We start from the raw sequence: 23,240 nt of genomic DNA, 5'->3' as shown, positions 1-23,240 counted from the left end.
CTGCGCTGCAGCCCGCTGCCTTTCGTCTCAAAAATCAAGACCAACCAAAAACAAAACAGAGGGGTTTAAAATGACAAGCCAGCAAGCAATCAAGGAAAGCAGCGACGACGCTCAGCTCAGGGCGCTCGGTTACAATGCCTCGTTTGATCGAACGATGAGCATGTGGGAGAATTTCTCGCTCGGTTTCACCTATCTTTCTCCGGTCGTAGGGGTTTACACCCTGTTCGCATTTGCCATCGCCACGGGCGGAGCGCCGATGTTCTGGAGCTACCTGTTTATCGGCATGGGTCAATTTCTCGTTTGCCTGATCTTCGCGGAGATCGTCTCGCAATATCCGATTTCCGGGGGTGTCTATCCCTGGGCGCGGAGGCTGGTCGGCGACCGATATGGCTGGCTTACCGGCTGGGTCTATATATGGGCGCTGGCAACGACAGTAGCGGGCGTCGCCATGGGCGCAGGGCCCTATCTGGCAGTGCTGCTCGGTTACTCGCCATCTCCTGAAGTCAGTACCCTGACGGCGCTACTGATCATTGCTGCGTCGACATTGTTCAATCTTGCGGGCACCAAAGTCCTGGCCAAAGTGGCGATGATCGGATTTATCTGCGAACTCGGGGGGGCCGTCGTCGTTGGTGGTTGGCTGCTTCTCTTCGGTCGCGAACAGCCGTTCTCTGTGTTGTTCGATACCGCCGCCGTCGTTGGAGAAGGCAGCTACCTGCCTGCGTTCCTGGCCGCCTCGCTCGCCGGTATTTTCCAGTATTATGGCTTTGAGGCCTGCGGCGATGTCGCCGAAGAAGTGCCCAATCCGACGCGCGCCATTCCGCGTGCCATGCGGCTTACGATCTATATTGGCGGCGCGGCTGCGATGTTCGTCTGCCTGGCACTGATCCTGTCGATCAAAGATATCGGTGCGGTCATTGCCGGCAAAGATACCGACCCGGTCTGGACGATCCTGACGGCCAATTTCGGTGAAGGCGGGGCGCGTGTGGTGCTGCTGGTCGTGTTGATCTCCTTCCTCTCCTGCGTGCTCAGCCTACAGGCGGCAGCAAGTCGGCTGTTGTTCTCCTTCGCACGTGACGGCATGTTGCCAGGCTCGAAAGCGCTGAGCAAGCTCAACTCCGTCCACGTCCCGTATGTGGCGTTGCTGCTCTGCGGCATCGCTCCGGCGATCATCGCGGTCGGCGGGTATCTCCTTGCCAACGCGGTTGCGGTGGTCATCGCATTCGCGGCGGTGGGCATATACATCGCCTTCCAGCTCGTGGTGGCAGGCGCGATGTTTGCCCGCCTCGGCGGCTGGAAGCCTGCTGGCGCCTTCAATCTCGGCAAATGGGGCGCGCTCATCAACGTGACCGCACTGGTCTATGGGGTCAGCGCAATCATCAATCTCGCCTGGCCGCGCACGCCAGACGCCGTGTGGTACCAGAATTACGCGGTACTTCTGACCTCGGCGTTTGTCGTGCTGCTGGGTCTGCTTCTCGGCCCTTTCTTCTTCAGGGCTGCGCCGCCTTCGCCCTCCGCTGCCTAGGTTTCGTTTGCCGTTGAGCCGGCGTGACGGAAAGCTCGATAACGAGACTCCGTCACGTGACAGACTGAAATTCAACCCACTCAGAAAATCCGATGGCTTCTCGGGCTGCGTCACACGCCGGATGCCTTTTCCTCGAACACGCGTTTGCAGCCGGCGGCCTTCAGCGCCGCGCGCTGCTGGTCAAGGGTTTGTCCTTCGGTGGAGACAAAAGGTAACCGCGGCAGCGCTCACTTCACGTTTTGGTGCATACTGCGATGGCAACATTATTGGAGGATGCCATGACCATATTTGCCGCGTTGGACGTTTCGAAAAGAGATACAACGATCCATATTGCCGATAGCAAGGGGACGTGTGTTTGACGAGGGAAGGTTCTAACAAACCCGGAAGCGATTGCGGAAGCATTGAAACCGTTCTCCGTCCATCTCGATAAAGTTGGGCTGGAAACGGGCTGCTGGACAACATGGTTATGGCACGAGTTGAAGGAGCGCGGATTTCCGATGACGTGCATGGACGCTCGGCAGGCACATGCGGCGCTCCCTGTGACCATGAACAAGACCGATACGAATGATGCTCGTGGGCTGGCTCATTTATTGCGCACAGGACTTTACCGGGAAGTGCGGGTCAAGAGCTGGAAGGATATGCGCAAGCGGACCGTGTTGCGTGCTAGGGCAACCATGCTACGTTGTACCCTCTGTTTGGCCAATGCAATCCATGGGGCACTACGCACATTCGGTCTTCCACTAGCCACTGGCACTGGTAATGGTGGAGCCAAGGCATTTGAACAGAGAGTAGTCACACATCTTTCGGGTCGAGCTGATCTCAATGTCATCGTGTGGGCCTTGCTTGAAGCTTGGCGGCCCACTCGGGTACAGGTCGCTCGCCATGAACAAGCTATTCGAGCCATCGTTCGAGCGGATTCACGATGCCGATTGTTGATGACAGTCCCTGGAGTTGGCTACCTGACGGCAGTCGGTTTCGTGGGTGCAATTGGTGATCCGTCGGTGTTTAGTTCGGGACGCACTGCCGCTGCCTGGATCGGTCTGACACCCCGTCGCTACCAATCGGGAACCATACCGCAGTGGCCTTGTATTCATCGTCCCCTTCCAGCCTCTTTTTTATTTGACCTTAGCGTTCGCTCTCGCCGAGATGTCAGCAGTATTCCATGAGCGTTGCGAAAGGCTCGGCGGCCCGCCCTTGACCATTTGAGCGTAACCTTAGTTCTTTGCACCATCGCCAACGGGTCCAGTTGCAGTCCACCTTTATTCCATTGATCGGGATGAAGAATTCCTGGCAGCACCAACACTTCATGGGAACTGCCGCGACAACTTTCGAATTGCAGGCATAAAGAAAAAAGCGATAAGGTATATTTTGTTATAGTGCCGGAAGGTCTTCCGCGGTCACATGGTAGCCGCCTGTTATTATGGACTTTAATTTGGAATACGGAAGTTAATAGACGGTTCTCTTCCGTCATGACCCTTTCTGGCGGGGCACTAACCCTACAGCGCCAAACCTTGCAGCGTATCAAGGACCACCCGTCTCCGCCTAATCTTCAGATCAAATTCTAAGACTGATCCTCTAGCCCGACGATATCCAATCACGGATGATGGTTATCATGCTATTGACCTTCTCGTCGATCCAGATCTGTTGAACAGCCACGACGGTCGGCCATTGAAGTACCGACCGGAACCGATTTGGCCATCCACCTGGAGCCTTGTCAATCACTAAATTGGTGGACGGTCTTGGCGGGAGATCATTTGATGGCCTAACCCGTACAAAATAACGCATGTCGCGTTTCGCCTCTGATCAGAAAGATGACGCGTCTTCGAATCGCATCTTCCCGTGGACTACCGTGAAATCTTCGCACGAGCGAAGATCCGTCTTGCCGCTTTTTCACACCGCCAACATATTCTTCTAAGGATGGCAAATGTGATCATCTGACAAGGTTGACTGACAAAGGAGCAAGCAGTTAGCACAAACACAATCGAGCTTTTATAGCGCATGTTTCAAAAACCGCCAACAAAAGGCTCTTGGCATTTCCCTTTAAGCGCGTTGTCTTAAGAGGCATTTGGTCCCAGCCCTCGCCCAGAACCACGAAACGGCCTTTTAAAAACGCGCCAGCGGTAGCGCAGACTTTTTAGCGACCCGTTAGAGGCCAGCAAACACCACGAATCCCAACGCTTGGCGTGTCTCTTCTGGCAATGCATTTGTCCAGGATGCAAGGCGGTCTCCTCCATCTCTTATGCTGAGACACCAAGGCCCCAACGAACTTCCAGATGATTTTGCTCATATGGCAGAGTTCTCGCTGGTCAATTTCATTTGGAGGTTATGACAAACCCCAGTTCGTCGGAGATTCCCTTTGCTACCATCCTGCGCCAGCCCCCCGTAACAAGCGTCAAACGTTGTCGAGGCGCCTCTCATAGCAAGTCGTAGATCATCGGCCTGCAGTGGAGGTGCAGCCTTCGACATGGCGCGCTGCTTCGCCCTGACAACACTCAAGAACGACGAGACACAACATCTGTTCCGATCTTGCGCATTCGCCTATACAACAAGGTTCGCATTCGACACGCAGGGGGCCGATGGCGTTCCATGAACAACGTGCCGACTCTCTAGCGGCTAAATTGGTCATGGCATAGGAGGCTTGCCTCCACTACGATGTGCATTGCCAGCGATCTTGTGCGCCTGGCATTGCCGGACCCATTGAGCGCAATCGACTGTACAGGGAATTGAGTGGAAGCCGGCGAGGCAGAACAATTGCGCCAGGCTTCTAGCCGTCAACACACCCCTCCGCAGCCTTGTGATCGCCCCCAGAAGTATCCGTAGAGTTAGCCGCGGCTAACTGCAAGATTCCTGAGGCAGCCACTTCAGTTGGGATATGTCCGCGCCTAATCCTGTTGCACATCGGAACGAATCGGGCATAGTGCTCCCTATCTGCGGAAAATTGCGCAGTCTCGACACATTTCCGCAACTACCTAATGGAAGAATTCGATGGGAATTCCAGCCACAGCAGTTATCGACGACCCAGCAGACCAGCTCAAGACGCTCATTCAACGTCATTCAGCTGCTCTGGCCTCACAATTACAGGCTCACCATCTCACCACCTTTTCGCCCAACGCGGAAAAGAGCATTCGACATTTCTCGCCCTCAGAAGCAGCCAGGCTCATCGGAATCACTGAAGGCTACCTCCGGCAGGTTGCGGCAGAAATGCCCGATGTTTCCACCCTGTCAAGTGGAGGCAGACGCTCATATTCGGTCGATGCGATTCACGAAATAAGAAAATTCCTCGATTCCGGCGCTCGCGGGAATCGCCGTTATGTCCCCTGGAGGACAGAGGGCGAGCAGCTTCAGGTCATCACTGTTATGAATTTTAAGGGAGGCTCCGGAAAAACTACCACCGCAGCCCATCTGGCACAGTATCTTGCTCTGAGAGGTTATCGTGTCCTTGCAGTCGATCTCGATCCGCAGGCAAGCTTGTCTGCGCTGTTTGGACATCAACCCGAGCTTGACGTTGGCCCCAACGAAACTCTTTACGGAGCGATCCGATATGACGCGGAAAAACGGCCCGTCGCCGAGATCGTACGCGCCACCTATATTCCGGATTTGCATCTGATCCCTGGCAACCTTGAGCTCATGGAATTCGAGCATGATACCCCGAAGGCGCTTATGAATCGCGCGTCGGGCGATACACTGTTCTTTGCCCGCATTGGCCAAGCTCTTTCGCAAGTGCAGAAACTTTATGACGTCGTGGTCATCGATTGTCCGCCGCAGCTGGGCTTTCTCACCATGTCGGCGTTGACGGCCGCAACCTCTGTCTTGATCACCGTTCATCCACAAATGCTCGACGTCATGTCGATGAATCAATTCCTGGCGATGACCGGCGATCTGCTCGATGAGATAAGCAGGGCGGGTGCATCGTCGCATTATTTGTGGATGAAATACCTCGTGACTCGCTTCGAGCCCAGCGACGGACCCCAAAATCAAATGGTCGCATTCCTTCGTTCGATATTTGGGGATCATGTGTTGAACCATCCAATGCTGAAGAGCACTGCAATCTCCGACGCCGGTCTTACAAACCAAACCATATTTGAGGTCGAACGCAGCCAGTTTACGCGCTCGACCTACGATCGCGCGATCGAATCAATCGAAAGTGTCAATGATGAAATCGAGACGCTCATAAGAAGGGCGTGGGGGAGGACCTCATGAGCCGCAAACAGATTTTCGCCAATCTAGTCCCGTCAATCTCTGAGGTAGCACCGGAAAAGTCCGATAGCGACAGTGGGCTCGAAGCGCCTCGGCGGCCATCCCGGATACGACCGCTCCTCGGGTCGCCTGATCTGATCAACGATGGTGATCGCACTCCGGTTGGCGCGTTAGGGCAGTCACTCGGCGAGCTGACGGAGCGCACCAAGCGCGCTGAAGATATAGAGAAAAAGCTCGCCTCCGGACAGACCATAATCGAGCTCGATGTCGGCACGGTAGAACCGTCGTTCATTCCAGATCGCATGCCAACCGAAGATGATGCTTTTAGAAGCTTCGTCGACGCGATTAAAAGGGAGGGACAGCAGGTCCCGATCCTTGTGCGTCCGCATCCCGAAAAACCCGGAAAGTATCAAGTTGCGTTCGGACACCGGCGTTTGCGAGCAGCTATCCAGCTCGCCATTCCCGTTAAGGCAATCGTTCGGCCCTTGAGCGATCAGGAACTGGTCGTGGCCCAGGGCCAGGAGAATAATGAACGCCAAGATCTTTCATACATCGAAAAGGCCCGGTTTGCGCAAAGGCTCGAGCAGCAATTTCCAAGGGACATCATCATGTCGTCGCTTTCCGTTTACAAAAGCGATCTATCCAACATGCTCTCTGTTGCCGCGAAGATTCCGGCTGATCTGATCGATGCTATCGGCCCGGCGCACGGCATAGGGCGACGCAGCTGGATTGCTCTCGCCGATGGCCTGTACGCTGACGAACGCAGCATCGACAAGGCTCGAAATCGTACCATAGCTCCGGATTTCAACTTGCTTTCATCGAAAGAGCGGTTCGACGCTGTTGCTAAGTCACTCAAGGACATGCCCCTGACCAAGGGTACAGAAGCGCTTCTCTCCTCTAGTGGAGATGAAATCGGCCAGCTTGTCCAATCAAAACAAAAGGTCACCCTCATGGTGGACCGCCGTGCATCTCCGGAGTTTGCGGAGTTTGTGACAAACGAGCTTCCTCGCCTGTTCGAAGAGTATCTGAGTAAACGACAGGCAGGGTAAGGGATTCAGGAAATAGGAGTAACACACAGCAAAAGAAAAAGGCCCCCGAAACAACGTCCGGAAGCCCTTCTCCAAGTTAGCACCCAGAGAATCGCACTTCCGCGAATCACAGTCAAGAGTCCCGTGAGGGAAAGTGTCGTTTTGGCGCGCAGATTTCTTTTGCCTAGCGATAGGTGAAGGACAATGCAGACATATATTTCAACGACGCCCTTTGGGCGGCGGCCGGTGACGCTTGACCAGATTGCAAGTCAAGCAAAGGCAAGAGCAATACCGAAGGCGACGCTTGCCAATAAATGGCAAGTATTCCAGAATATCCGGGAGGGCCGACAACTGCTGGGCGCGACTGACCGTTCGCTCGCCATCCTCAACGCTTTGCTCTCATTCCATCGAGAGACAGAGTTGTCTGTCCAGGAAGAGCTCGTCGTCTGGCCGTCAAACGAGCAACTCATGGCACGGGCAAACGGCATCTCTCCCGCAACACTTAGACGTCATCTGGCCGTCTTGGTCGACTGTGGTCTGATTATTCGTAGGGACAGTCCAAACGGCAAGCGCTTCGCCCGTAGAGGCCGAGGAGGAGAGATAGAGCAGGCCTATGGCTTTGATTTGTCGCCGATTATCGCCCGCGCTACGGAGTTCAAGGCAATAGCAGAAACCGTGCAGTCCGAAAAAAAAGCCTTCCGTGTTGCGCGAGAACGCCTAACGCTGCTCCGTCGCGATCTTGTTAAGTTGATCGACGTCGGGACAGAAGAGAAGGTGCCAGGCGATTGGGCCAGTGTACTGCAGACCTATCAGTCGATTATCTCTAGGCTCCCTAGGACGGCTCCAAGACAGCTGCTCGAGGATGTTTGTGCCGATCTCCACAAGCTTTATGCTGAAACCCGGGAGCTGTTGGAATCTTTCGCAAAAACACGCAAATCGAGCGCCAATGAGTCTCATTCTGAGCGTCACATAAAGAGTACAAATCCCGAAAACATTTGTGAGTTAAAAAAAACAGCTCGGAAAAAGAATGAAACAAGTGGCAGCCATCCAAACTGTCACAACCTGGAAAGTTTGCCAAAACGCGATTTGCCATTGGGTGTCGTGTTGGACGCTTGCCAAAACCTGCGTGAACTGGGGCAGAATGGAGAAATTCGACATTGGCACGATTTTATGAGTGCCGCAGAAATAATCAGATCCATGCTCGGCGTCAGTCCAAGTGCCTGGAAAGACGCCTGCGAGGTTATGGGTAAGGTTCAGGCGGCAATCACCCTCGCGGCGATCTATCAGCGTGCGGAGCAGATCAACAACTCCGGAGGGTATTTGCGAAGCCTGACGGAACGGGCCCGTGAGGGAAAATTTTCTCCCTGGCCGATGATCACGGCCCTGTTGAGCGCTCGGATGGACGAAGGCATGAGATCGCAAGCACAGACTACGGCAGAACCGGAATACTGCGAGAGGGTGGAGGTATCCGCATCGCTACTGAAAAGTCTGGAGAAGCCGAAATGGTGGTCATGACGTTCGCCCTCCGCCCCGTCGGCAAACTTAGACGTTGGAATACGCACCTGCGTACAGGGGAAGTGGACAGGGGGAAAATGCTCGGGGCAGACTGCGCGAAGCTTGCGCTTGGCAACTACTGCTTCGGTCAAAAGGCGTGTATCCAAAAAATTTGTAAGACATGCAACGGAAGCAAATAGCCTTATCACTTCGGTATACGAAAAAAGGACTATATGTGGAAATGGCTTATGACTGTCTGTTAGACCATCCGGTTCAATTCTTTGCAAGTAACCGGACCAGATTCCCGGGCAGATAGATTTTCAAGCGCAGCGAATTCTGATTCAAGGTGGCATGAAGCTGCCATCTGTTGATTCTGTTGAGACGTTGTCGCTCGGCGCCATGCGCCGGCTGGTTGCGGGTTTGGTCGGCAAGATGCACGAGCTCGAAGCGGACGTCGGAGCGCTGCGCGTCGAGAACCAGAGCCTACGTGACTACAATGAACGACTGAGACTTGAAAACGATGGTCTGCGCCTCGATAACCAATTGCTTCGAGACGAAATCGCCCGGCTGAAGAATTTGCCGCCCCGACCGCCGTTTCGGCCATCGGGGATGGAGAACGCGAGCAAGCCTGCGGCGCCAAACGCGATCGAGACCAGGTGACCCGCGAAGTGGTGATCAAGGCGGACAAGCCGGAAGGGTCACGCTTCAAGGGATACGAAACAATCTTGGTGCGCGAGCTGGTTGTTGCGGCAGAAGTCGTGCGTTACAGGCGCGAGCGCTGGATCACTTCCGATGGCAAGACAATTGTTGCGCCCTTGCCGGACGGCATTGCCGGCGGCATCGGTCCTGGCCTGCGGCAATTTTGTCTGACCATGCATGCGCAGGGTCAGGTGACGACGGAACGGCTGACATCCATCCTCAACGGTATTGGCGTTGAGATATCGAAGAGCCAGATCGTTCGCATCCTGACCACGGATCTCGACATGTTTGCAGGAGAAGTCCTGTCAGTCTTGCGAGCAGGCTTGATAACAGCGCCATTCATCACGGTGGACGATACCGGTGCCCGTCATGCGCGGCGCGAGGGCATAACAACCCATATTGGCGGCGAGCGCTTTACCGTCTTCAGAACAGGCCGGTCGAAATCCCGATTGAGCTTCCTATCGTTGCTGCGAGCCGGCCATGAAGACTACGTGATCAATGCGGTTGCTCTTGACTACTTGCGTCGGCGTCAGGTTGATCCGTCGTTGATCGAGAAACTCTCCGTCCACCCGGAGAAGATATTCGCATCGCAGAGTGCATGGCTGGAACATCTGGCACGCTGTACCATCGATATCTTCGACAGGGCGCTGCTGCGGGCGTTAAGCGAAGGTGCACTCTGGGGCGCGATCCGACACCATGGACTGATGCGAACGACCGTTGTCGTCTCCGACGGTGCCGGTCAGTTCCGCATCCCCAATCATGCATTGTGTTGGGTGCACGCAGAACGGCTCGTTCACAACCTGATGCCGGCAACGCCAAAACAAGCTCGAGCCGTTGAAACGGTGCGTGATCTGATCTGGTGTTTCTATCAAGCATTGAAGGCGTGGAAGGAAAGGCCATCTCCCGGAGCGGCCCAGGCGTTCCGCAAACGCTTTGATCGTATATTCACCTTGCGCACGGGTTTCGCGGATCTGGATCAATTGCTGGTGCGTTTGCACCGGCGTAAGCCCGAACTTCTCAAGGTTCTGGACCGGCCGGACATCCCGCTGCACACCAATGCATCCGAGAACGACATTCGTGCCTGTGTCATCAAGCGGAAGATCTCCGGCGGCACCATGAGCGACAAAGGCCGCCAGGCTCGCGACGTCATGCTTGGCTTGATGAAGACCTGCAGAAAGCTCGGCGTTTCTTTCTATTCATACATTGGCGATCGTCTCAGCTTCAATGCCGCCAATCAAAAGATCCCACCACTCGCCGATCTTGTCGCCGCATTTGTCTGAATCGCCAATGCCTGGAAATCTGTCCGGTTACGATGACGTTACCGGGGGCGTCGTCGGCTTGAGGAAAACTGACCGGCCTGACTTAAAAGGGCATTAACGGCTATTGCTATATCTAGACGTACCCGATCAAAGCGCAACCGCGACCAGCGCTGTGTGGCAACCTAATGTTTCTAAATCTTGTAGGAGAACCTTGATGAAGGTCGCCATCCAACGATTGATTCTCGCGCTACTCTTGATAGGTGCAGGCTTCATCATTGGATCTCCGATCGTCTTGCAGAAACCTGCGCCGGCCATTGAGCTTGGGGACGCAATTCCGCTCTCGCTGAATCCTTTTGAGCGATGTGTTGAGCCAAACGCCGATGAGATGGCGTTGTTCTCAGTTGCCGTCCAAACGCTGGAGGTGGTTCAAGGGCGACTAAACAGCTTGGGCATCGGCGCAAAGCAATTTCTAGGATCTGGCCTTCTTAGAAGTAGCACAGAAGAAACCGTCGCTGTCTGTGATCCTGAGGGTACATATGATCGGGTCGCACATCTTGTTTCCGAATACAGGATGCTCGATCCGGGACGACTGACTGAGTACGAGTTGAATTTGGCGGCCCGATTCAGCAAACCGGACCCCTATATCGTGACAGAAATTGCTAGCTCCGCATTCAATGGTTCACCACAGCAGTCCGGAATCTTCGATAATCGAGATATTCGACCTTTGGCCAGATCCGTTCTGGCTGGTTTCCGTGACAGATCGGCCGAATATGCCGACGTTGCATATAAACAAATGTCCGCGAATGACTCTATGGGAACAAGCGCGGCGCAAATCGCTGCTGCTGCCGGTCACCGATTGGCGCTGGACCGCATTGAACGAATGATGGCAGACACCTTGTCTGCTTTGCCAAAAGACGGCATCGTTCCTTGGAAAACAAAGCGCCGCCTGTACGAGTTAGCCTATGCATTCGCGCTTGTCGGCGAACGCGGCAAGATGCATCTCGCGCCGCTCAGGCAATTGATGACCACGAAGGTACAAAGTTGGGCGCCACCGTTCGGTATGATCGAACATCCTCCCAAGCGCATGTGCGATCTTCTGATCTATATTGTCGGGGCTAATAGTGCTGACGATCAAGCGTACCCGTACTGCGCCGATGATAAGATCCGGTATGATCAATAGGTTGGGAACGTATCCGCCCTTAAATCCCGATGAGATAATCTCCTTGGAACAGGTCACCCAAAGCTCGGCAAGAACGTTAGTAACTGTACCCAAGTACGTGGATGTCATCGCGGCGCCCCTTCGAACCATCTTGCCCGGGAATTCGGTCCGGTTACTCTTTGCAAGTAAGCGGGGCATATTTGGTGGCAGTGACGGTTTTACGAGCAATAAGGATGTTGCGCCTGCTGCTTGTCAGTAAAGCACGGTCTCTGCAAAAGTTGGATGACAGCCCCCCTTTATGCAGGAGCAACTCTGCCATTGAGAAGCGAGCGAAGAAATAAGGGGACTTCAGGCTCTGGCTAGAACAAGGGCAGCCAAAGGCGGGATGGAAGCACCACCGTTTGCAATCCCCAACCGGTCACCCAGATAATGGTAGAACGAAAGGCCAAGCTTTTTGCAGGTCTTCATCAAGCCCAGCATGGTGTCGCGTGCGACACGGCCATCGCGGCTCATGGTACCACCGGAGATTTTGCGCTTGGTGACAAAGCTGCGCAGATCGTTCTCGGATGCGTTTGTATGAAGGGAAACCTCCGGATGCGTGAGGACCTTGAGCAACGCGTCTTTGCGCCGTTGCAGTCGCGCCAGAAGCTTGTCGAGATCTTCATAGCCTGTGCGGATAGAGAAGATGTGGTCAAAATGTTGCCGGATGGCATCGATCAGACCGGGGGAGCGCTTGAGCCTGAAGGCTTTGAGTGTCTTGTAGAAACACCAGACCAGATCGCGAATTGCATCCACCTGGCTCACCTGACGTGGTGTTGCCGGCATCAGCTTGTGAATAAGTCGTTCTGCATGAATCCAGCACAGCGCATGATTGGCGGACACGGAACTGACCGGCATCGTCGGAAACGATAACCGTATTGCCCAAAAGGCCATGGTGGCGGATAGCTCCCCAAATGCCTGCCTCACCCCCAAGCCGTATCAAGGGCCTGTCGAAAATATCAATGCCCTTTGCCAACCAGACACTCAAGAAATGCAGCCTGCGAGGCGAAGTGTTGCGGCGCACGTGACCATAGATCCGCAACAAGGGCTGGGTCGGCTTTGCGCTGCTCCAGATACGCGAATGCAGCATCATTGAGGACATAATCCTGATAGTTGCCGCGCAGCAGTGACAGGAAATTCAGGCGTGACTTTGATTTCGCAGTGCGGAAGGCGGTAGAATGCTCTCCACCGATCTGTGTCGTGTAGAAATTATCATGGGCATGGCGTGCGCCGGTATCATCGACCGTAACGAACGGGGCCGACACAAGCCCGGCATGCAGAACGGCTGCATCCTCTGCAACAAATCCATCCAGATCCTTTGTCAGCCGACGCACAACCTGACCTTCGAGATCTCGATACCGATGTCATTGAGAATGTCGTCAGTCGTTCGGTTGTTACCTGCCCCTGCGCATGCAACATCAGACAAAGCCGAAGCAGATTCGCACCATAGCCACCCATGACCCCGGCAGGCAGTGGCGCAATAACCGTCTTTCCATCCGGCGTTACCCAGCATTCGCGCCGGTAATGAAACAGCTCGGCTTGCAAAACCAGTTCGCGTACGAAGCAGCTCTTGTAGCCTTTAAACCGCGAACCGTCCGGAACATCGGCGCGCACAATCTCCTCCCGCTCACCCGCTTCACATCCTGCTTCGGGCCACGCGGCTTCTTCTTATCCGTCGCCTTCTCCATGCCCGAAGGTCGAAAGGGCGGCCGGGGCGGCATGTTCTTCAGCCGTGCGATCTCATCACGCAAAAGTTGGTTGTCGGCCTTCAGGTGTGTGCTTTCCAGATGAAGTTGCGTGTTCTCTTCGCGAAGAGATTTGTTTTCTGCCTCCAGCCTCTCAAGCCGGGCCTCGCTCGCCTGAACAGTCGCGGCAAGCCGGACACAAGATTGCGCAGCGCATTGAGCGACAGCGTATCCGCATGCTCGAGCAGGGGCAGCTTCTTCTTCATGACGACAAGGAATCATAATTTGCGCCAAACGGGAATCCCCAAGCCAACAATCACTCTCCGAACAAGGTCTCATGCACGACTCCCGGCGGCTCGTTACGTAGGAACCTTATGGATCCCAACGTTTGCGCTCGACCAAATGTGAGATTTCACTTGAGTGAAAGGTGAGCGAGAAAGGTCTCGCTCGCCACCAGCTGTTAAAGAACTAGATCAAACCACCTTTGAAAAGTCGAGATTGGTTGGTGAAAGCCAGACAGCGCTTTGAGCGGACACCTGGTACGCCTGTCCGGTGAGCTGTTTGTTTTCGGCCGCATCGGACAGAGCAAATCGCCGGGACCAAACTGTGCCGGTGCCCTTGAGGAAAAAACCGAATTGCATTGAGACACCATCTTCCGGCACGTCGATGACAATCTTTCGCCGGGTCCAGCTATTGTCACCAAAGAGCCAATCTTGATCGGATGAATCTTTTAGATTGTCGAACACAAGTATATTACCGGGGGGCCTGTCGACTCGGACCCAGATCGTCGCTCCATGTGATACCCGTTCAGTGGTAATCCTGGAGCAAATCTCGAGACGCTTTCCACGATACGGCATGGCTGACACTGTTTGAGCAAGGGTACCAAAGACCCACTTTATGTCCCTGTAGCGAGTGGGCCTAGTTCCCTTATAGCGGATAAGGGCAGCACGGTGGCCTGAACCAAGCGCATTGTCTTCCACACCGTAGTCGAACTCCATGGGATGCTCGCCGACAAAATCCCATCCTTGCAACGCCTGCAATCGCCTGACATCGGTGGCCGCAGCCTGTTTGATGCGAGCGGAAAGCATGTTCCAGTCGTTCAGTCCGAATTGCTTCGCAACGATGTCCAAAGCTTCGCCGTGCGAGATATCGACCCTTCTTTCGCGCAAAATCGCTGCGAGTAACTTCGCCATGTTCTTGGCGTCTCGATAGATGTGCATAGTGTTTCCCGTGATGGATCGGACCACCTGGCCAGTGCTCACATTGCTGACGGACCGATCTCTCGCGAGAAATTAATGGCCAATCTGATGCTTTCACCTTCGCTGCCGGGTGTGAGCGGCCGGTAACATCAACCTTCCCCTCAAAATTGAACTGCCACCTGATTCGCGTCAAGCGCTTTCATCCCACTCTGCGCGAACCAGAGGAGCCACGCAGCAGTCGCTGCTGTTTGATCATACCACCAAATCTGCCCCGTTTACTCTTTGCAACGCTGGCTTCTGCCACGCTTGGGTAACTCAGTACTCAAGGCAGAGCTGATCAGATAGGCAACCCGCTATGAAACAAGTTGGTGATATCCTGCACAAAAGGATGAATAATAAAGTTCTGACCATCGCTCCGGTGTGCAAGCCAACCAATATTTGCGCCAGCGCTACGCTATCGCTCTTGCTTTAATCCCAGCATGAGTCGCAAACGCCGGATTGTACGGGCCGCCTCAAGCAATATAGCGGCAGTTTCATCATCGTATCGAAACTCTATGCCATGCGCGAAGTCAGCAAGTTCGACTGCAAAATCACAGGCTTCTAGTTCTGCACCAGAGGATAAGAGAAGTCTCGAAGCCCATCCGACTGCCTCGGATGCCTCCAGCAACAATCTCGACTTGTCTTCCAGTGATCTTATCGAAATGTCATGTGCTAACTCAATCAGGTCGCGATTTATCCCATCGCGTATCATTTATTTCATTCCCGTTTTCCGGTACTTCACGCGACTGAAGAAACTTCGGCGCCCCATATTTATCCTCGCCCGTTGATCATTGTGCCCAGGCGACGATGCCGCTCTGGTTTGAAACTTCGGCTCGGACCGACAGAAAGCTATGACGATTATGAATGCGCTGGTCCCATGAGAGGATGACAATTCAGGATGGACGTTCAGAATGCCTGATGCATCGTCGGTGTCAACTGGATTACTGATCCGACAGTTTTTGGCACGGAGGAACTCGCTAATTCGTGCGATGCAAGCATGGGATTTTCATACCGGCATGCGTTTAAGAAGCGCTGCACAGTGGCAATACGGTCTTGTCGAGCAGTCTGATAGGACGTTCTAATTCCCCACTGGGTCCTCTCTCCAGTATGAGACGACCAGATGTTCATGCTTTTTCAGATTCCACACATTGCGCAGACAGGTGCGTATGCTGCGGAACGCAGCAAATTCGCAGCCCGCCCAGACATAGATTAAGGGGGCCATCGGTTGGGATAGCAATATTTCGAACCGCGTCCAGCAACAGATGGCCAGCCTCCGCATTGCGCTCATCGGGGTACAGCCATTTGATCTGGATGCCGGCATCGCAGGGAAGAGGCTGCATTTCCTGCGGATCGGCGATTTCGATGAGGGCAATCCCTCGGGCATGGGAGGGCCGGCTGGCGAGCATCCGGGCTATGGCAGGTAGTGCAGTTTCGTCTCCAGCCATGAGATACCAGTCCGCGGCAATCAATCCTCCGCCGCCGGGACCGAGCACGCCTACCTTCTGACCGTTGATGGTTTTTTTGCAAAACCAGATCCGGGGCGGTCAACGGCATGCAGGACGAAGTCGATGTCTAGTGTGCCGGCTGCCTGTCCGACTGTTCCCAGCGGATCGTGCCACTGGAGCCGACGGATGGCCATTGCGGAGTATTGAGCAGGAATGCTGTCGCCTTCGCCGGCCTGCTGGGCGAGGAGAGGGGAACTTGTCAATATCTGCAGGCCATAAAAGACGGTTGATCCGAGAAGGACTCTATAGCGGCGGGCACGCGAGTGAGACTTCCTGTTTTTCTTTTCCGAGATATGTACATCCGACGGGCTTGTCATTCTGCGCCCCGAGCCTTGACTTTTATTTTCAGATTAACCTGGTTAGTATGATATTGAGGAACTGCTGACAACGTTCGGACCTTTGCGAAACAGCGAGAAAGCTTTGCGCGGCAGCCAAAGTTTCGGGTCCCTAGGCGGCAAGGAAGAAAAGACCACCAATGGAAGACCAATTGCCTATGGCTGAGCGGAAAGATGGCAATCAGCGGGTGCTCGTGGGTGATTTCGTAGGCATGGCGGGACGCGAACTCCAAACAAGGGTGATCGGCCGTGCGCCGCCGATACCCTGATCAGGGGCAGGTTCCTTCACCGGGAAGTGCGGCGCGGACTGTATATCCACGCTGGGGACGTGCACGCTGGGGACGTGATCGAGGAGCATGCGTTTACGGTGACCTCCCTACTCAAGGAGGGCCTGTCATGCGTTTTCTTCCTCGAGGGCCATGTGGAACTGAATGTCGGCGACAGACATTTCTCGTTCAGGGGCGATCAGCGCCAGCCGGTCGAAGGCGCAGCAACTATGAATACGGGTGAAGAGCGCTTTCAGCGGATATCGCATGGCAGGCAGCATGTTAGGCATCTGGTCGTCTCGGTCACGCCGGACTGGCTCGACATGGACGGTCGCAGTCGGCGGCCTGGTGCGTCAGCTGAAAAGAAAAAACTTGCCGACCATCTGTGGCCGCTCACCCCACGACTGCGCCAGATCATACAGCAGGGACTGGCGCCGCCGGAAATGATGCCATCGCTGCACAATCTGTTTCTTGAAGGCAGATGCATCGAAATCGTCACCGAGACCCTGGTGGCCCTCCTGAATGGTGATCGACAGGACCAGGCCAGGGGCACCTGACCCTTCAGGACTGGATCCGACTGGAGCGCGCCAAGCAGATCATTGCCACGAGCCTATCGGCACTCTTGAGCGTCGAGACAATCGACCGCTCAGCGGGCGCGAGCACCAGCGGGCTGCAAAGATTGTTCGGCATCGGCGAAGGATGCAGCGTTTTCGAGTATGTCCGCAATCTGCGTCTGGAACAGGCCTTCCAGGCCCTGGGAAGCGGAGAAGCCAGCGTCTATGAAGCGAGCCTGATCGCCGGATATTCCTGCTCGGCAAATATCGCGACCGCGTTCAAGCGCCGTTACAATATGCAGCCACGACATGTCAGAAAACAGTGATCTGGCCCGCCTGATATGACCGGCAGGGGAGGCGTAAGGACCTGCAGTCCTAAACGTCTAAACAACGCTCCAAACTCTTCCCGTTCTGAAGCCGCTCGAAGATTTCGACCCAGAACCGGTAATCGCGACTTCGTCCATCGCAACGGGCGGCCAATGCGCACCAGGCGGCCGCAATGCTCGCATCTTTACCGTATACTGAAATGACGGTTTTCATTGCCTTCTCAGAATCTCGGTAATCCCAAACAGATACTCCATCATTCACCTCAGCCATGTCGCGCTCCGCGTAAAGCCGGCAGGATTCTTTGTCGGTTGCCGGACGTTTTCCATCACGAGGCGTGAGTCACGTCAGAGAAACGTTCTCTGCTTTACGTGTCGTCCCTGGCAGTCGAACAGGCGAGCGGTACAACGCTGAGCGAGCGGTGGCCATCCGGATATCATTTCAAATTTTGGCTAACGAAGCAAGGATGTTCCAGCCTCAGTTATGGCGAAGGCGAGAAGCAGGCGAAGCACGCAGTATTTGTTCCGAACACCGCCCATTTTAAAATTATCCCTTTGCACATTCAAGTTGTTGCTATATTTTGTTGCAACAAAATCCTTGGCATCAAATTGTGCAACACTGATGGCATAATTACGGGAAACAGAAAATGCATGCTTTGATATTAATCTGTTCGACCGACGCTGAATTTTGTCTCTTTCTCAGATACGTGCTGAAAATCCATGGTTTTAAAACCGACATGGCACAGTCAACCAATGAGGCGGTCCAACGCGTGGAAATGGGTGACGTATCGGCAGTAATACTGGATTGCCAGCCGCACTCAACCTTCGCTTCTGCCATTTGCGCGCAACTCAAATCCCACGAGTCGATGGACAATGTGCCAATTTTTGCTTTTGTGACAAACGAATCCAAACAGGGCTACCTTGAACTGCTGAAAGCGGGCATTGACCAGACATTTGTGCGCCCGATCTCTCCTGAATTGTTTCTACCCTATATGCATTCGGCGGTTTCCTCTCGCAAAGGACAGGACAATCATGACGAGAAAGACGACAATATCATCTCATTTGGGCAAATAAAGATTTTGGCAGACCAGCATCGCGTGCAACGCGGTGATGGCAAGGACATCCACCTTAGCCCGATAGAATACAAACTTCTTCGCGAGATGTCTCGATTGCCCGGCCAGGTCTTCAGCAGGGATGATCTCATTCGTGCGGCATGGCCAAATAACATTTTCGTTGAGTTGCGAACTGTCGATGTTCACATTGGTAGGCTGCGCCGGTTGCTGACCAGAGAAACCGGTCACAATCTCATTCGCACAGTGAGATCAGAAGGATATGCCATGTATAACAGAGCATAATTTCTATAGCTTAGCCCGGTCGCTCAGGTGGTTACCATATTTTGGCGCGATGAAGGGCTTGTTCTCTGGAGGTGCGACCGGCCTTCCTCGATTGAGAAGTTTAGGTTCCTCGCCCATTTTATGACAGCGTGCGAAATATATGATGTCTTTGCTTCTTGGTCTAACCAGGTTGGTGCCGTTACCAATAATTCCTGAAATCAGGACGGATGATCGACCAAGATGGTTCTTGAGAATTGTTATCGAGCAATGTGACGGATTTCATAGGCCAAGTGCCTGGACAATGGATGAGTGGTTGCCAGGTTAGGATGATCAAATTCCCCGATGCGCGTCATACCGAGCCGTTCCATAAGGCCCCAGGAAGCCGTGTTGGCAGGCGTTGTGAAGCTGACTACGCGCGACAAACCTACCGTGCTGAAAGCGAAATCCAGTGCACGATCTGCGGCCTCGAAAGCTAATCCTTTACCATGCCAGGGGGTAGAGAGCCGCCATCCAATCTCAACCGCCGGCGCGAAGAACGCTTTAAATCCAACGTGAGCGAGCCCGCACAGACCGATTAGCTTCCCGCTTTCGCGTTCTTCAAGCGCCCAGAACCCCCAACCGTACTCGGCGAATTGCGTATCAATTTTATCAAGCATCCGATCCGAACCTTCGTGGTCCAATGGAGTCAGGTGTCGTTGCACATTAGGTTCGCAGTTAATTGCATAGAAAGGTTCGCGATCGTTCGGATGCCAATGACGCAGGCGGAGACGTGGTGTTGTAAGTTCCATATCCTAATATTGGAAATGTCTGCAATGTGGTCAAGCGCAGATGAAGGACTCTGACGCCTCATGGCGGCTACGGACCATCCTAATTTCATACCGACGTCGATGAGCACTTGCCGTTAGAAGATGTCGAGAGACTCTTATCCACCTGTAAAATCGACATTTGGACGTGCAGCTAGCGCCTAGCGAAGAGGAAACTTCTCTAGGACTCTGCATCTACATTTGGTATTCACAGAGCGACCGGGATATGCTGTCAATGTCTACAATATTTCTTCATTAAATCCATTAAATCTACTTTTTATTGCAGTCGTACTTCGTATAAGGCAGAAGTTGTCACTTTTACGATGGTATTTTCATAAGTATTCGCCATTAATTTATAGGTTTTATCCTCAGGCGTAATAAAATCACCTTGAAAGTTTCTCGGATTCATCGCTCCTTTCAAGGAAGAAAACATGACTGGACAACGGAATATCGCGTCGCAGACAATTCGGCGTCACCGCAATACAACCAGAATGATCGATAGTGCTGGCTCGAATTTTGCTGCGGCACATCTACAGGGGCTCATGGCTGTATATGCCCGGCCCCTCGCTGGTCGTGCAGTTGAGCTGGCCACTGGTGCGGAAAAGGGATGCCGAGTCGTCGATTTTGTCCGCTGTTCTTATTTAGGGCTCGATAATCACCCTAAAATTATTGCAGGTGCATTGGAAGCTGTGACGCAAAGCGGCGCATTGCATTGGTCCTGCGCCCGCACCCGCCTCAATTTCGACCTCCTTGGACAATTGGAAGAGGCGCTGTCCAGTCTTTTCGCAGCCAATGTCATCGCGTATTCGTCCGTCCTTGCTGCCAATATGGGAGCTTTGCCTCTTTTGGCATCAGGTCATCTGACGGATGGCATCAAGCCGGTCATGGTCTTTGACCGGCTGGCGCATGCAACGCTCGCGTTCCATAAAGGTACGCTGGCCGAAGAAACGGAGGTGATTACGATTGAGCACAACGACCTGCAGTCGTTGGAGGACATCTGCCGCAAACATCGTTGCGTCGCATATATATGTGACGGTGTGTATTCAATGGGCGGCGCGGCACCTGTGGATCTGCTTCTTGAGCTGCAAGCGCGTTATGGTCTTTTCCTTTATATTGATGACGCCCATGGGATTTCGTTGTTTGGCAAGAGGGGAGAGGGCTATGCGCGCTCGCAAGCCAGCGACAGTCTGGGAGCGCGCACGATCATCGCAGCGTCCCTTGGCAAGGGCTTTGGTGCATCAGGTGGCATATTGATGCTTGGAACCTCCCGTCAAGCAGAGCTTTTTCGACGTTTTTCACTTCCTCACGCCTTTTCGGCCTCTCCCAATCTGGCAGCGATCGGTGCTGCCCTCGCTTCGGAAGCTTTGCATCGGACTCCTGAGCTTGGCATGCTGCAAAACCGTTTGAGAGAACGAATTAGACTTTTCGACGACCTGGTTCCCACGCAGTTTGCCGGCACTGTTTTACCTATCAGAACGATCAAAATCGGTGATGAGCTGGTAGCCATCGGTGCTGCCAAAGCAATCCTGAACCAGGGCTTTTATACGTCGGCGGTGTTCTTTCCAACCGTTGCCAAAGGGCAGGCAGGACTTCGTATCTGTCCGACTGCCGGCCACAGTCAGGCAGAAATTATTTCACTATCGGAATCCATCCTTCAAACCATTGGACCGGCTGCGCCTTGATCACGGCCGCCGTCGAGGAGGCATAAGGAGAAAATATGTTGCTTATCGAAACAGAGCGCCTGTACATGCGTCCCGTTCAACAATTCGACGCGGCAGAACTTTATCGGCTTCACAATGACCCACTGGTCGTGCGGCTTACTTCAAACGGAGTGGCGATGTCGCGAGCTCAATCGGACGAACGATTGACACTTTATTTGCACGAGTGGCAACGGTTTGGGTTCGGTTTCTTCGTTGTCTATGAAAAAGAAACCAGTGGCGACCGTAATTTTGCCGGACGTTGTGGATTGCGCAATCTCGATGGAAAAGATGTGGAGATCGGTTATTGTTTCACCACACAGGCCTCGGGAAGGGGGCTGGCAACGGAAGCCGCGGCCAGGATTGTCCAATTTGCATTTGCGCATTGCAGGCTTTCCAAATTGGTCGGTTTGGTGCGGCCGACCAATCCGCAATCCGCGCGGGTCCTGCAGAAGCTTGGTTTTACTTACACGGCGATGTGCCGTGAGCGTGGCATCACGTACCAACGCTATGAGCTTGAGGCAGATGAGAGGATCATGTGAAATTGCTCGCCGGTTCCTTACCTGCCTGATCTGCGCAAAGCCTTTTGCGCTGAAAGGCCCGGCTGACAGCGATCGGATCGGCGATACTGTGCTCTGGCCAAAAACGGGCGTTCTTATAGTTGAGCGACCCTTTGGTGTAGTAGCCAATGCCAGGAGTGCGCACGAGCAAGGGTGTGGCACGCCCGGCAAAGTTCAACTTGAAATGATAACCGGATTTGACGACGATAAAATCGAGCAACTCGATGTTAACCCCTTGGGTGGTGAAAACAGCTGGATCATGGCTGAAAGCAGGTTTGGTTGTCACGACCACATTCAGACGGTTGTCGACGAGTATCGTTGCACTGGGGCCCAAAGCGCTTGGCTCTCCACCTTGAAAGGGGCCGGCAAGAATAAAGTTCCCGTCGCTGACATGGAGGACCGTGGCTTTGACAGGCAAGGGCCGGAAGTTGGGAGTGATCTTTCCGCCAAGATCGAGCAAAACCTCTTGACCGATGCCAGCTTCGATCGCGGCCTCGACGGATCCCGGGTCTGTGACCGTCATTGCTCCGCGCAGTTCGTCCCTTCTTTCCAGCGCAGATTGCAAAATGGCCGTGCTGTCACCGGGTGCTCCCGCGAGAACGCGATCACCCATATCGGCAAGAACAAAGGGACGGTCACCGGGCATAACCGAAATCCTGGACAGCGCCTCGTTGATAGACAGCAAATCATCTTGAAAGCGGTCACGCTTGTGCCAGAACGCATTGGCAAGTGAAGCCGCAGCGTCGCCACTCAGGTTGTTATTGTTCGCAAGCACCACGGCTGCCTGCCCGATATCAGCGTCGTCGCAATAGCGAAAGACATTGAACAGCGATATGTCCCATATCGCATCGTCTGCATCAGCCAGTCGCCGCGCCTCTTCATGCATTTCGAAAAGGGGACCTGACGCGGTCTCGGCGGCTCCGGGGAGAATCATGGGGACCTTGGCCATCGTCGTCACGGGACACAAGCTCCCCTCCAGCACCGCAAGAAGACAGTCAGCAACCTTATGGCCGCAGGCGATCACATCCGAATGTGGATTTTCCTTGCAGGCAATACAAATATCGACCGCGTTGAGCATGGCCGTGCTTACATGGGCATGCAGATCAAGCCCGATCGCTATCGGAACGGCGTTGCCGACACCGGCACGCAGGCAGGCAAGAAGATCTCCCTCCGCATCGTCCAGCTGCGTAGTCGCCATTGCCCCATGAAGTTCCAGTGCAATGGCGTCCGGCTTGTGGCGTTCGATGTCGTCCAGAAGCCTCGCCTTCATTTTTTCATAAAATACGTGGTCCACGCGCCCACCGGGCGCTGCTATTGCCGACACGCTCGGAATCACCTCCGCTTGGCGCAGCTGCAGCTGTCCGATGATTCCTGAAAGCGTTGAGCCTGATGAAGCCGCAGCCTTGATCAGTGTTTCATTCTCCACAATCTGGAAATCGTCCTCAATCGTCACTTTCGGATTGAATCCATTTGATTCATGCCACAGGCGTCCAACCAGAACACGCATTGAATTGTGTTTCATTCTCTAGTTTTCCTCGTTTTC

General features: G+C 54.0%; 19 protein-coding genes and 2 pseudogenes. 12 read left to right on the top strand and 9 right to left on the bottom strand.

Features of this window, described 5'->3' with window-relative positions:
• Positions 1-70: 70 nt before the first annotated feature.
• The 7 genes and pseudogenes from AC6CHM_RS22770 (at position 71) to AC6CHM_RS22740 (ending at position 11,379) form a co-directional block, all read left to right on the top strand.
• Positions 71-1,522, top strand: coding sequence for an APC family permease (locus tag AC6CHM_RS22770; RefSeq protein ID WP_498175189.1), 1,452 nt, complete (start codon positions 71-73; stop codon positions 1,520-1,522).
• A 401-nt stretch (positions 1,523-1,923) separates the two neighbouring features.
• A complete protein-coding gene (locus tag AC6CHM_RS22765; protein ID WP_498175187.1) occupies positions 1,924-2,688 on the top strand; it encodes a transposase in 765 nt (254 codons plus the stop codon).
• A gap of 1,819 nt (positions 2,689-4,507) precedes the next feature.
• Positions 4,508-5,722: a plasmid partitioning protein RepA gene (gene repA, locus AC6CHM_RS22760; RefSeq protein ID WP_498175185.1), complete on the top strand. Its 1,215-nt coding sequence runs from the start codon at positions 4,508-4,510 to the stop codon at positions 5,720-5,722.
• The gene (gene repB / locus AC6CHM_RS22755; protein ID WP_498175183.1) at positions 5,719-6,768 is read left to right on the top strand and encodes a plasmid partitioning protein RepB; all 1,050 of its coding nucleotides are present in this window, start codon (positions 5,719-5,721) and stop codon (positions 6,766-6,768) included. Before repA ends, repB begins: the two co-directional genes overlap by 4 nt.
• Positions 6,769-6,951: 183 nt before the next feature.
• Complete coding sequence (gene repC / locus AC6CHM_RS22750) at positions 6,952-8,262, top strand: plasmid replication protein RepC (protein WP_498175181.1); 1,311 nt, start codon at positions 6,952-6,954, stop codon at positions 8,260-8,262.
• A gap of 330 nt (positions 8,263-8,592) precedes the next feature.
• A pseudogene (locus AC6CHM_RS22745) lies at positions 8,593-10,220 on the top strand (IS66 family transposase).
• 151 nt (positions 10,221-10,371) lie between these two features.
• The gene (locus AC6CHM_RS22740; protein WP_498175179.1) at positions 10,372-11,379 is read left to right on the top strand and encodes a hypothetical protein; all 1,008 of its coding nucleotides are present in this window, start codon (positions 10,372-10,374) and stop codon (positions 11,377-11,379) included.
• Positions 11,380-11,706: 327 nt separating this feature from the next.
• On the opposite strand, the pseudogene AC6CHM_RS22735 reads toward AC6CHM_RS22740, so the two are convergent.
• The 6 genes and pseudogenes from AC6CHM_RS22735 to AC6CHM_RS22710 form a co-directional block, all read right to left on the bottom strand.
• Positions 11,707-13,348 (bottom strand): annotated as a pseudogene (locus AC6CHM_RS22735) (IS66 family transposase).
• A gap of 207 nt (positions 13,349-13,555) precedes the next feature.
• Complete coding sequence (locus AC6CHM_RS22730; protein WP_498175177.1) at positions 13,556-14,302, bottom strand: glyoxalase superfamily protein; 747 nt, start codon at positions 14,300-14,302, stop codon at positions 13,556-13,558.
• Between the two features lie 433 nt (positions 14,303-14,735).
• Positions 14,736-15,032, bottom strand: coding sequence for a hypothetical protein (locus tag AC6CHM_RS22725; RefSeq protein ID WP_498175175.1), 297 nt, complete (start codon positions 15,030-15,032; stop codon positions 14,736-14,738).
• 366 nt (positions 15,033-15,398) lie between these two features.
• Positions 15,399-15,476, bottom strand: a complete 78-nt coding sequence (locus AC6CHM_RS22720) for a hypothetical protein (RefSeq protein WP_498175336.1) — start codon at positions 15,474-15,476, stop codon at positions 15,399-15,401.
• Positions 15,445-15,813 carry a siderophore-interacting protein gene (locus tag AC6CHM_RS22715; protein ID WP_498175173.1) on the bottom strand — a complete coding sequence of 123 codons (369 nt, stop codon included), beginning with the start codon at positions 15,811-15,813 and terminating at the stop codon, positions 15,445-15,447. Before AC6CHM_RS22715 ends, AC6CHM_RS22720 begins: the two co-directional genes overlap by 32 nt.
• A 2-nt stretch (positions 15,814-15,815) precedes the next feature.
• Positions 15,816-16,142 (bottom strand): hypothetical protein, encoded by a 327-nt coding sequence (locus tag AC6CHM_RS22710; RefSeq protein WP_498175171.1) that lies wholly within the window; start codon positions 16,140-16,142, stop codon positions 15,816-15,818.
• A gap of 283 nt (positions 16,143-16,425) precedes the next feature.
• Between AC6CHM_RS22710 and AC6CHM_RS22705 the strand changes: the two genes are divergently transcribed.
• Positions 16,426-16,983, top strand: a complete 558-nt coding sequence (locus AC6CHM_RS22705; RefSeq protein WP_498175334.1) for a hypothetical protein — start codon at positions 16,426-16,428, stop codon at positions 16,981-16,983.
• Between the two features lie 65 nt (positions 16,984-17,048).
• Positions 17,049-17,306, top strand: a complete 258-nt coding sequence (locus AC6CHM_RS22700; protein ID WP_498175168.1) for a helix-turn-helix domain-containing protein — start codon at positions 17,049-17,051, stop codon at positions 17,304-17,306.
• Positions 17,307-17,355: 49 nt separating this feature from the next.
• Here the strand turns inward: AC6CHM_RS22700 and AC6CHM_RS22695 are convergent, their stop codons facing one another.
• Positions 17,356-17,577 carry a Y4oE-related protein gene (locus tag AC6CHM_RS22695; protein ID WP_498175166.1) on the bottom strand — a complete coding sequence of 74 codons (222 nt, stop codon included), beginning with the start codon at positions 17,575-17,577 and terminating at the stop codon, positions 17,356-17,358.
• 373 nt (positions 17,578-17,950) lie between these two features.
• On the opposite strand from AC6CHM_RS22695, the gene AC6CHM_RS22690 reads away from it, so the two are divergent.
• Entirely contained in the window at positions 17,951-18,658 is a 708-nt protein-coding gene (locus tag AC6CHM_RS22690; RefSeq protein ID WP_498175164.1) for a response regulator transcription factor, read from the top strand.
• A 236-nt stretch (positions 18,659-18,894) separates the two neighbouring features.
• Here AC6CHM_RS22690 and AC6CHM_RS22685 read toward each other — a convergent pair whose 3' ends face one another.
• Positions 18,895-19,425: a GNAT family N-acetyltransferase gene (locus AC6CHM_RS22685; RefSeq protein WP_498175162.1), complete on the bottom strand. Its 531-nt coding sequence runs from the start codon at positions 19,423-19,425 to the stop codon at positions 18,895-18,897.
• Between the two features lie 446 nt (positions 19,426-19,871).
• Here AC6CHM_RS22685 and AC6CHM_RS22680 point away from each other — a divergent pair, with 446 nt between their 5' ends.
• Both AC6CHM_RS22680 and AC6CHM_RS22675 read left to right on the top strand, forming a co-directional pair.
• Complete coding sequence (locus AC6CHM_RS22680; RefSeq protein ID WP_498175159.1) at positions 19,872-21,122, top strand: 8-amino-7-oxononanoate synthase family protein; 1,251 nt, start codon at positions 19,872-19,874, stop codon at positions 21,120-21,122.
• A 35-nt stretch (positions 21,123-21,157) separates the two neighbouring features.
• Entirely contained in the window at positions 21,158-21,679 is a 522-nt protein-coding gene (locus tag AC6CHM_RS22675; RefSeq protein WP_498175157.1) for a GNAT family N-acetyltransferase, read from the top strand.
• Here the strand turns inward: AC6CHM_RS22675 and AC6CHM_RS22670 are convergent.
• On the bottom strand, positions 21,672-23,219 hold the full coding sequence (locus tag AC6CHM_RS22670; protein ID WP_498175155.1) for a M81 family metallopeptidase: 1,548 nt from the start codon (positions 23,217-23,219) through the stop codon (positions 21,672-21,674). The genes AC6CHM_RS22675 and AC6CHM_RS22670 overlap by 8 nt on opposite strands.
• Positions 23,220-23,240 lie beyond the last annotated feature (21 nt).

It is taken from the genome of Phyllobacterium sp. GQ127, assembly GCF_059758635.1.
This window is presented reverse-complemented; position numbering and strand designations above follow the sequence as displayed.

What these genes read in the sequence shown, in the direction of transcription:
- AC6CHM_RS22770 (WP_498175189.1), top strand. Translation starts at nt 71, where the DNA reads ATGACAAGCCAGCAAGCAATCAAGGAAAGCAGCGACGACGCTCAGCTC.
- repA (WP_498175185.1), top strand. Translation starts at nt 4,508, where the DNA reads ATGGGAATTCCAGCCACAGCAGTTATCGACGACCCAGCAGACCAGCTC.
- repB (WP_498175183.1), top strand. Translation starts at nt 5,719, where the DNA reads ATGAGCCGCAAACAGATTTTCGCCAATCTAGTCCCGTCAATCTCTGAG.
- repC (WP_498175181.1), top strand. Translation starts at nt 6,952, where the DNA reads ATGCAGACATATATTTCAACGACGCCCTTTGGGCGGCGGCCGGTGACG.
- AC6CHM_RS22730 (WP_498175177.1), bottom strand. Translation starts at nt 14,302, where the DNA reads ATGCACATCTATCGAGACGCCAAGAACATGGCGAAGTTACTCGCAGCG.
- AC6CHM_RS22725 (WP_498175175.1), bottom strand. Translation starts at nt 15,032, where the DNA reads ATGATACGCGATGGGATAAATCGCGACCTGATTGAGTTAGCACATGAC.
- AC6CHM_RS22710 (WP_498175171.1), bottom strand. Translation starts at nt 16,142, where the DNA reads ATGACAAGCCCGTCGGATGTACATATCTCGGAAAAGAAAAACAGGAAG.
- AC6CHM_RS22695 (WP_498175166.1), bottom strand. Translation starts at nt 17,577, where the DNA reads ATGGCTGAGGTGAATGATGGAGTATCTGTTTGGGATTACCGAGATTCT.
- AC6CHM_RS22690 (WP_498175164.1), top strand. Translation starts at nt 17,951, where the DNA reads ATGCATGCTTTGATATTAATCTGTTCGACCGACGCTGAATTTTGTCTC.
- AC6CHM_RS22685 (WP_498175162.1), bottom strand. Translation starts at nt 19,425, where the DNA reads ATGGAACTTACAACACCACGTCTCCGCCTGCGTCATTGGCATCCGAAC.
- AC6CHM_RS22680 (WP_498175159.1), top strand. Translation starts at nt 19,872, where the DNA reads ATGACTGGACAACGGAATATCGCGTCGCAGACAATTCGGCGTCACCGC.
- AC6CHM_RS22675 (WP_498175157.1), top strand. Translation starts at nt 21,158, where the DNA reads ATGTTGCTTATCGAAACAGAGCGCCTGTACATGCGTCCCGTTCAACAA.
- AC6CHM_RS22670 (WP_498175155.1), bottom strand. Translation starts at nt 23,219, where the DNA reads ATGAAACACAATTCAATGCGTGTTCTGGTTGGACGCCTGTGGCATGAA.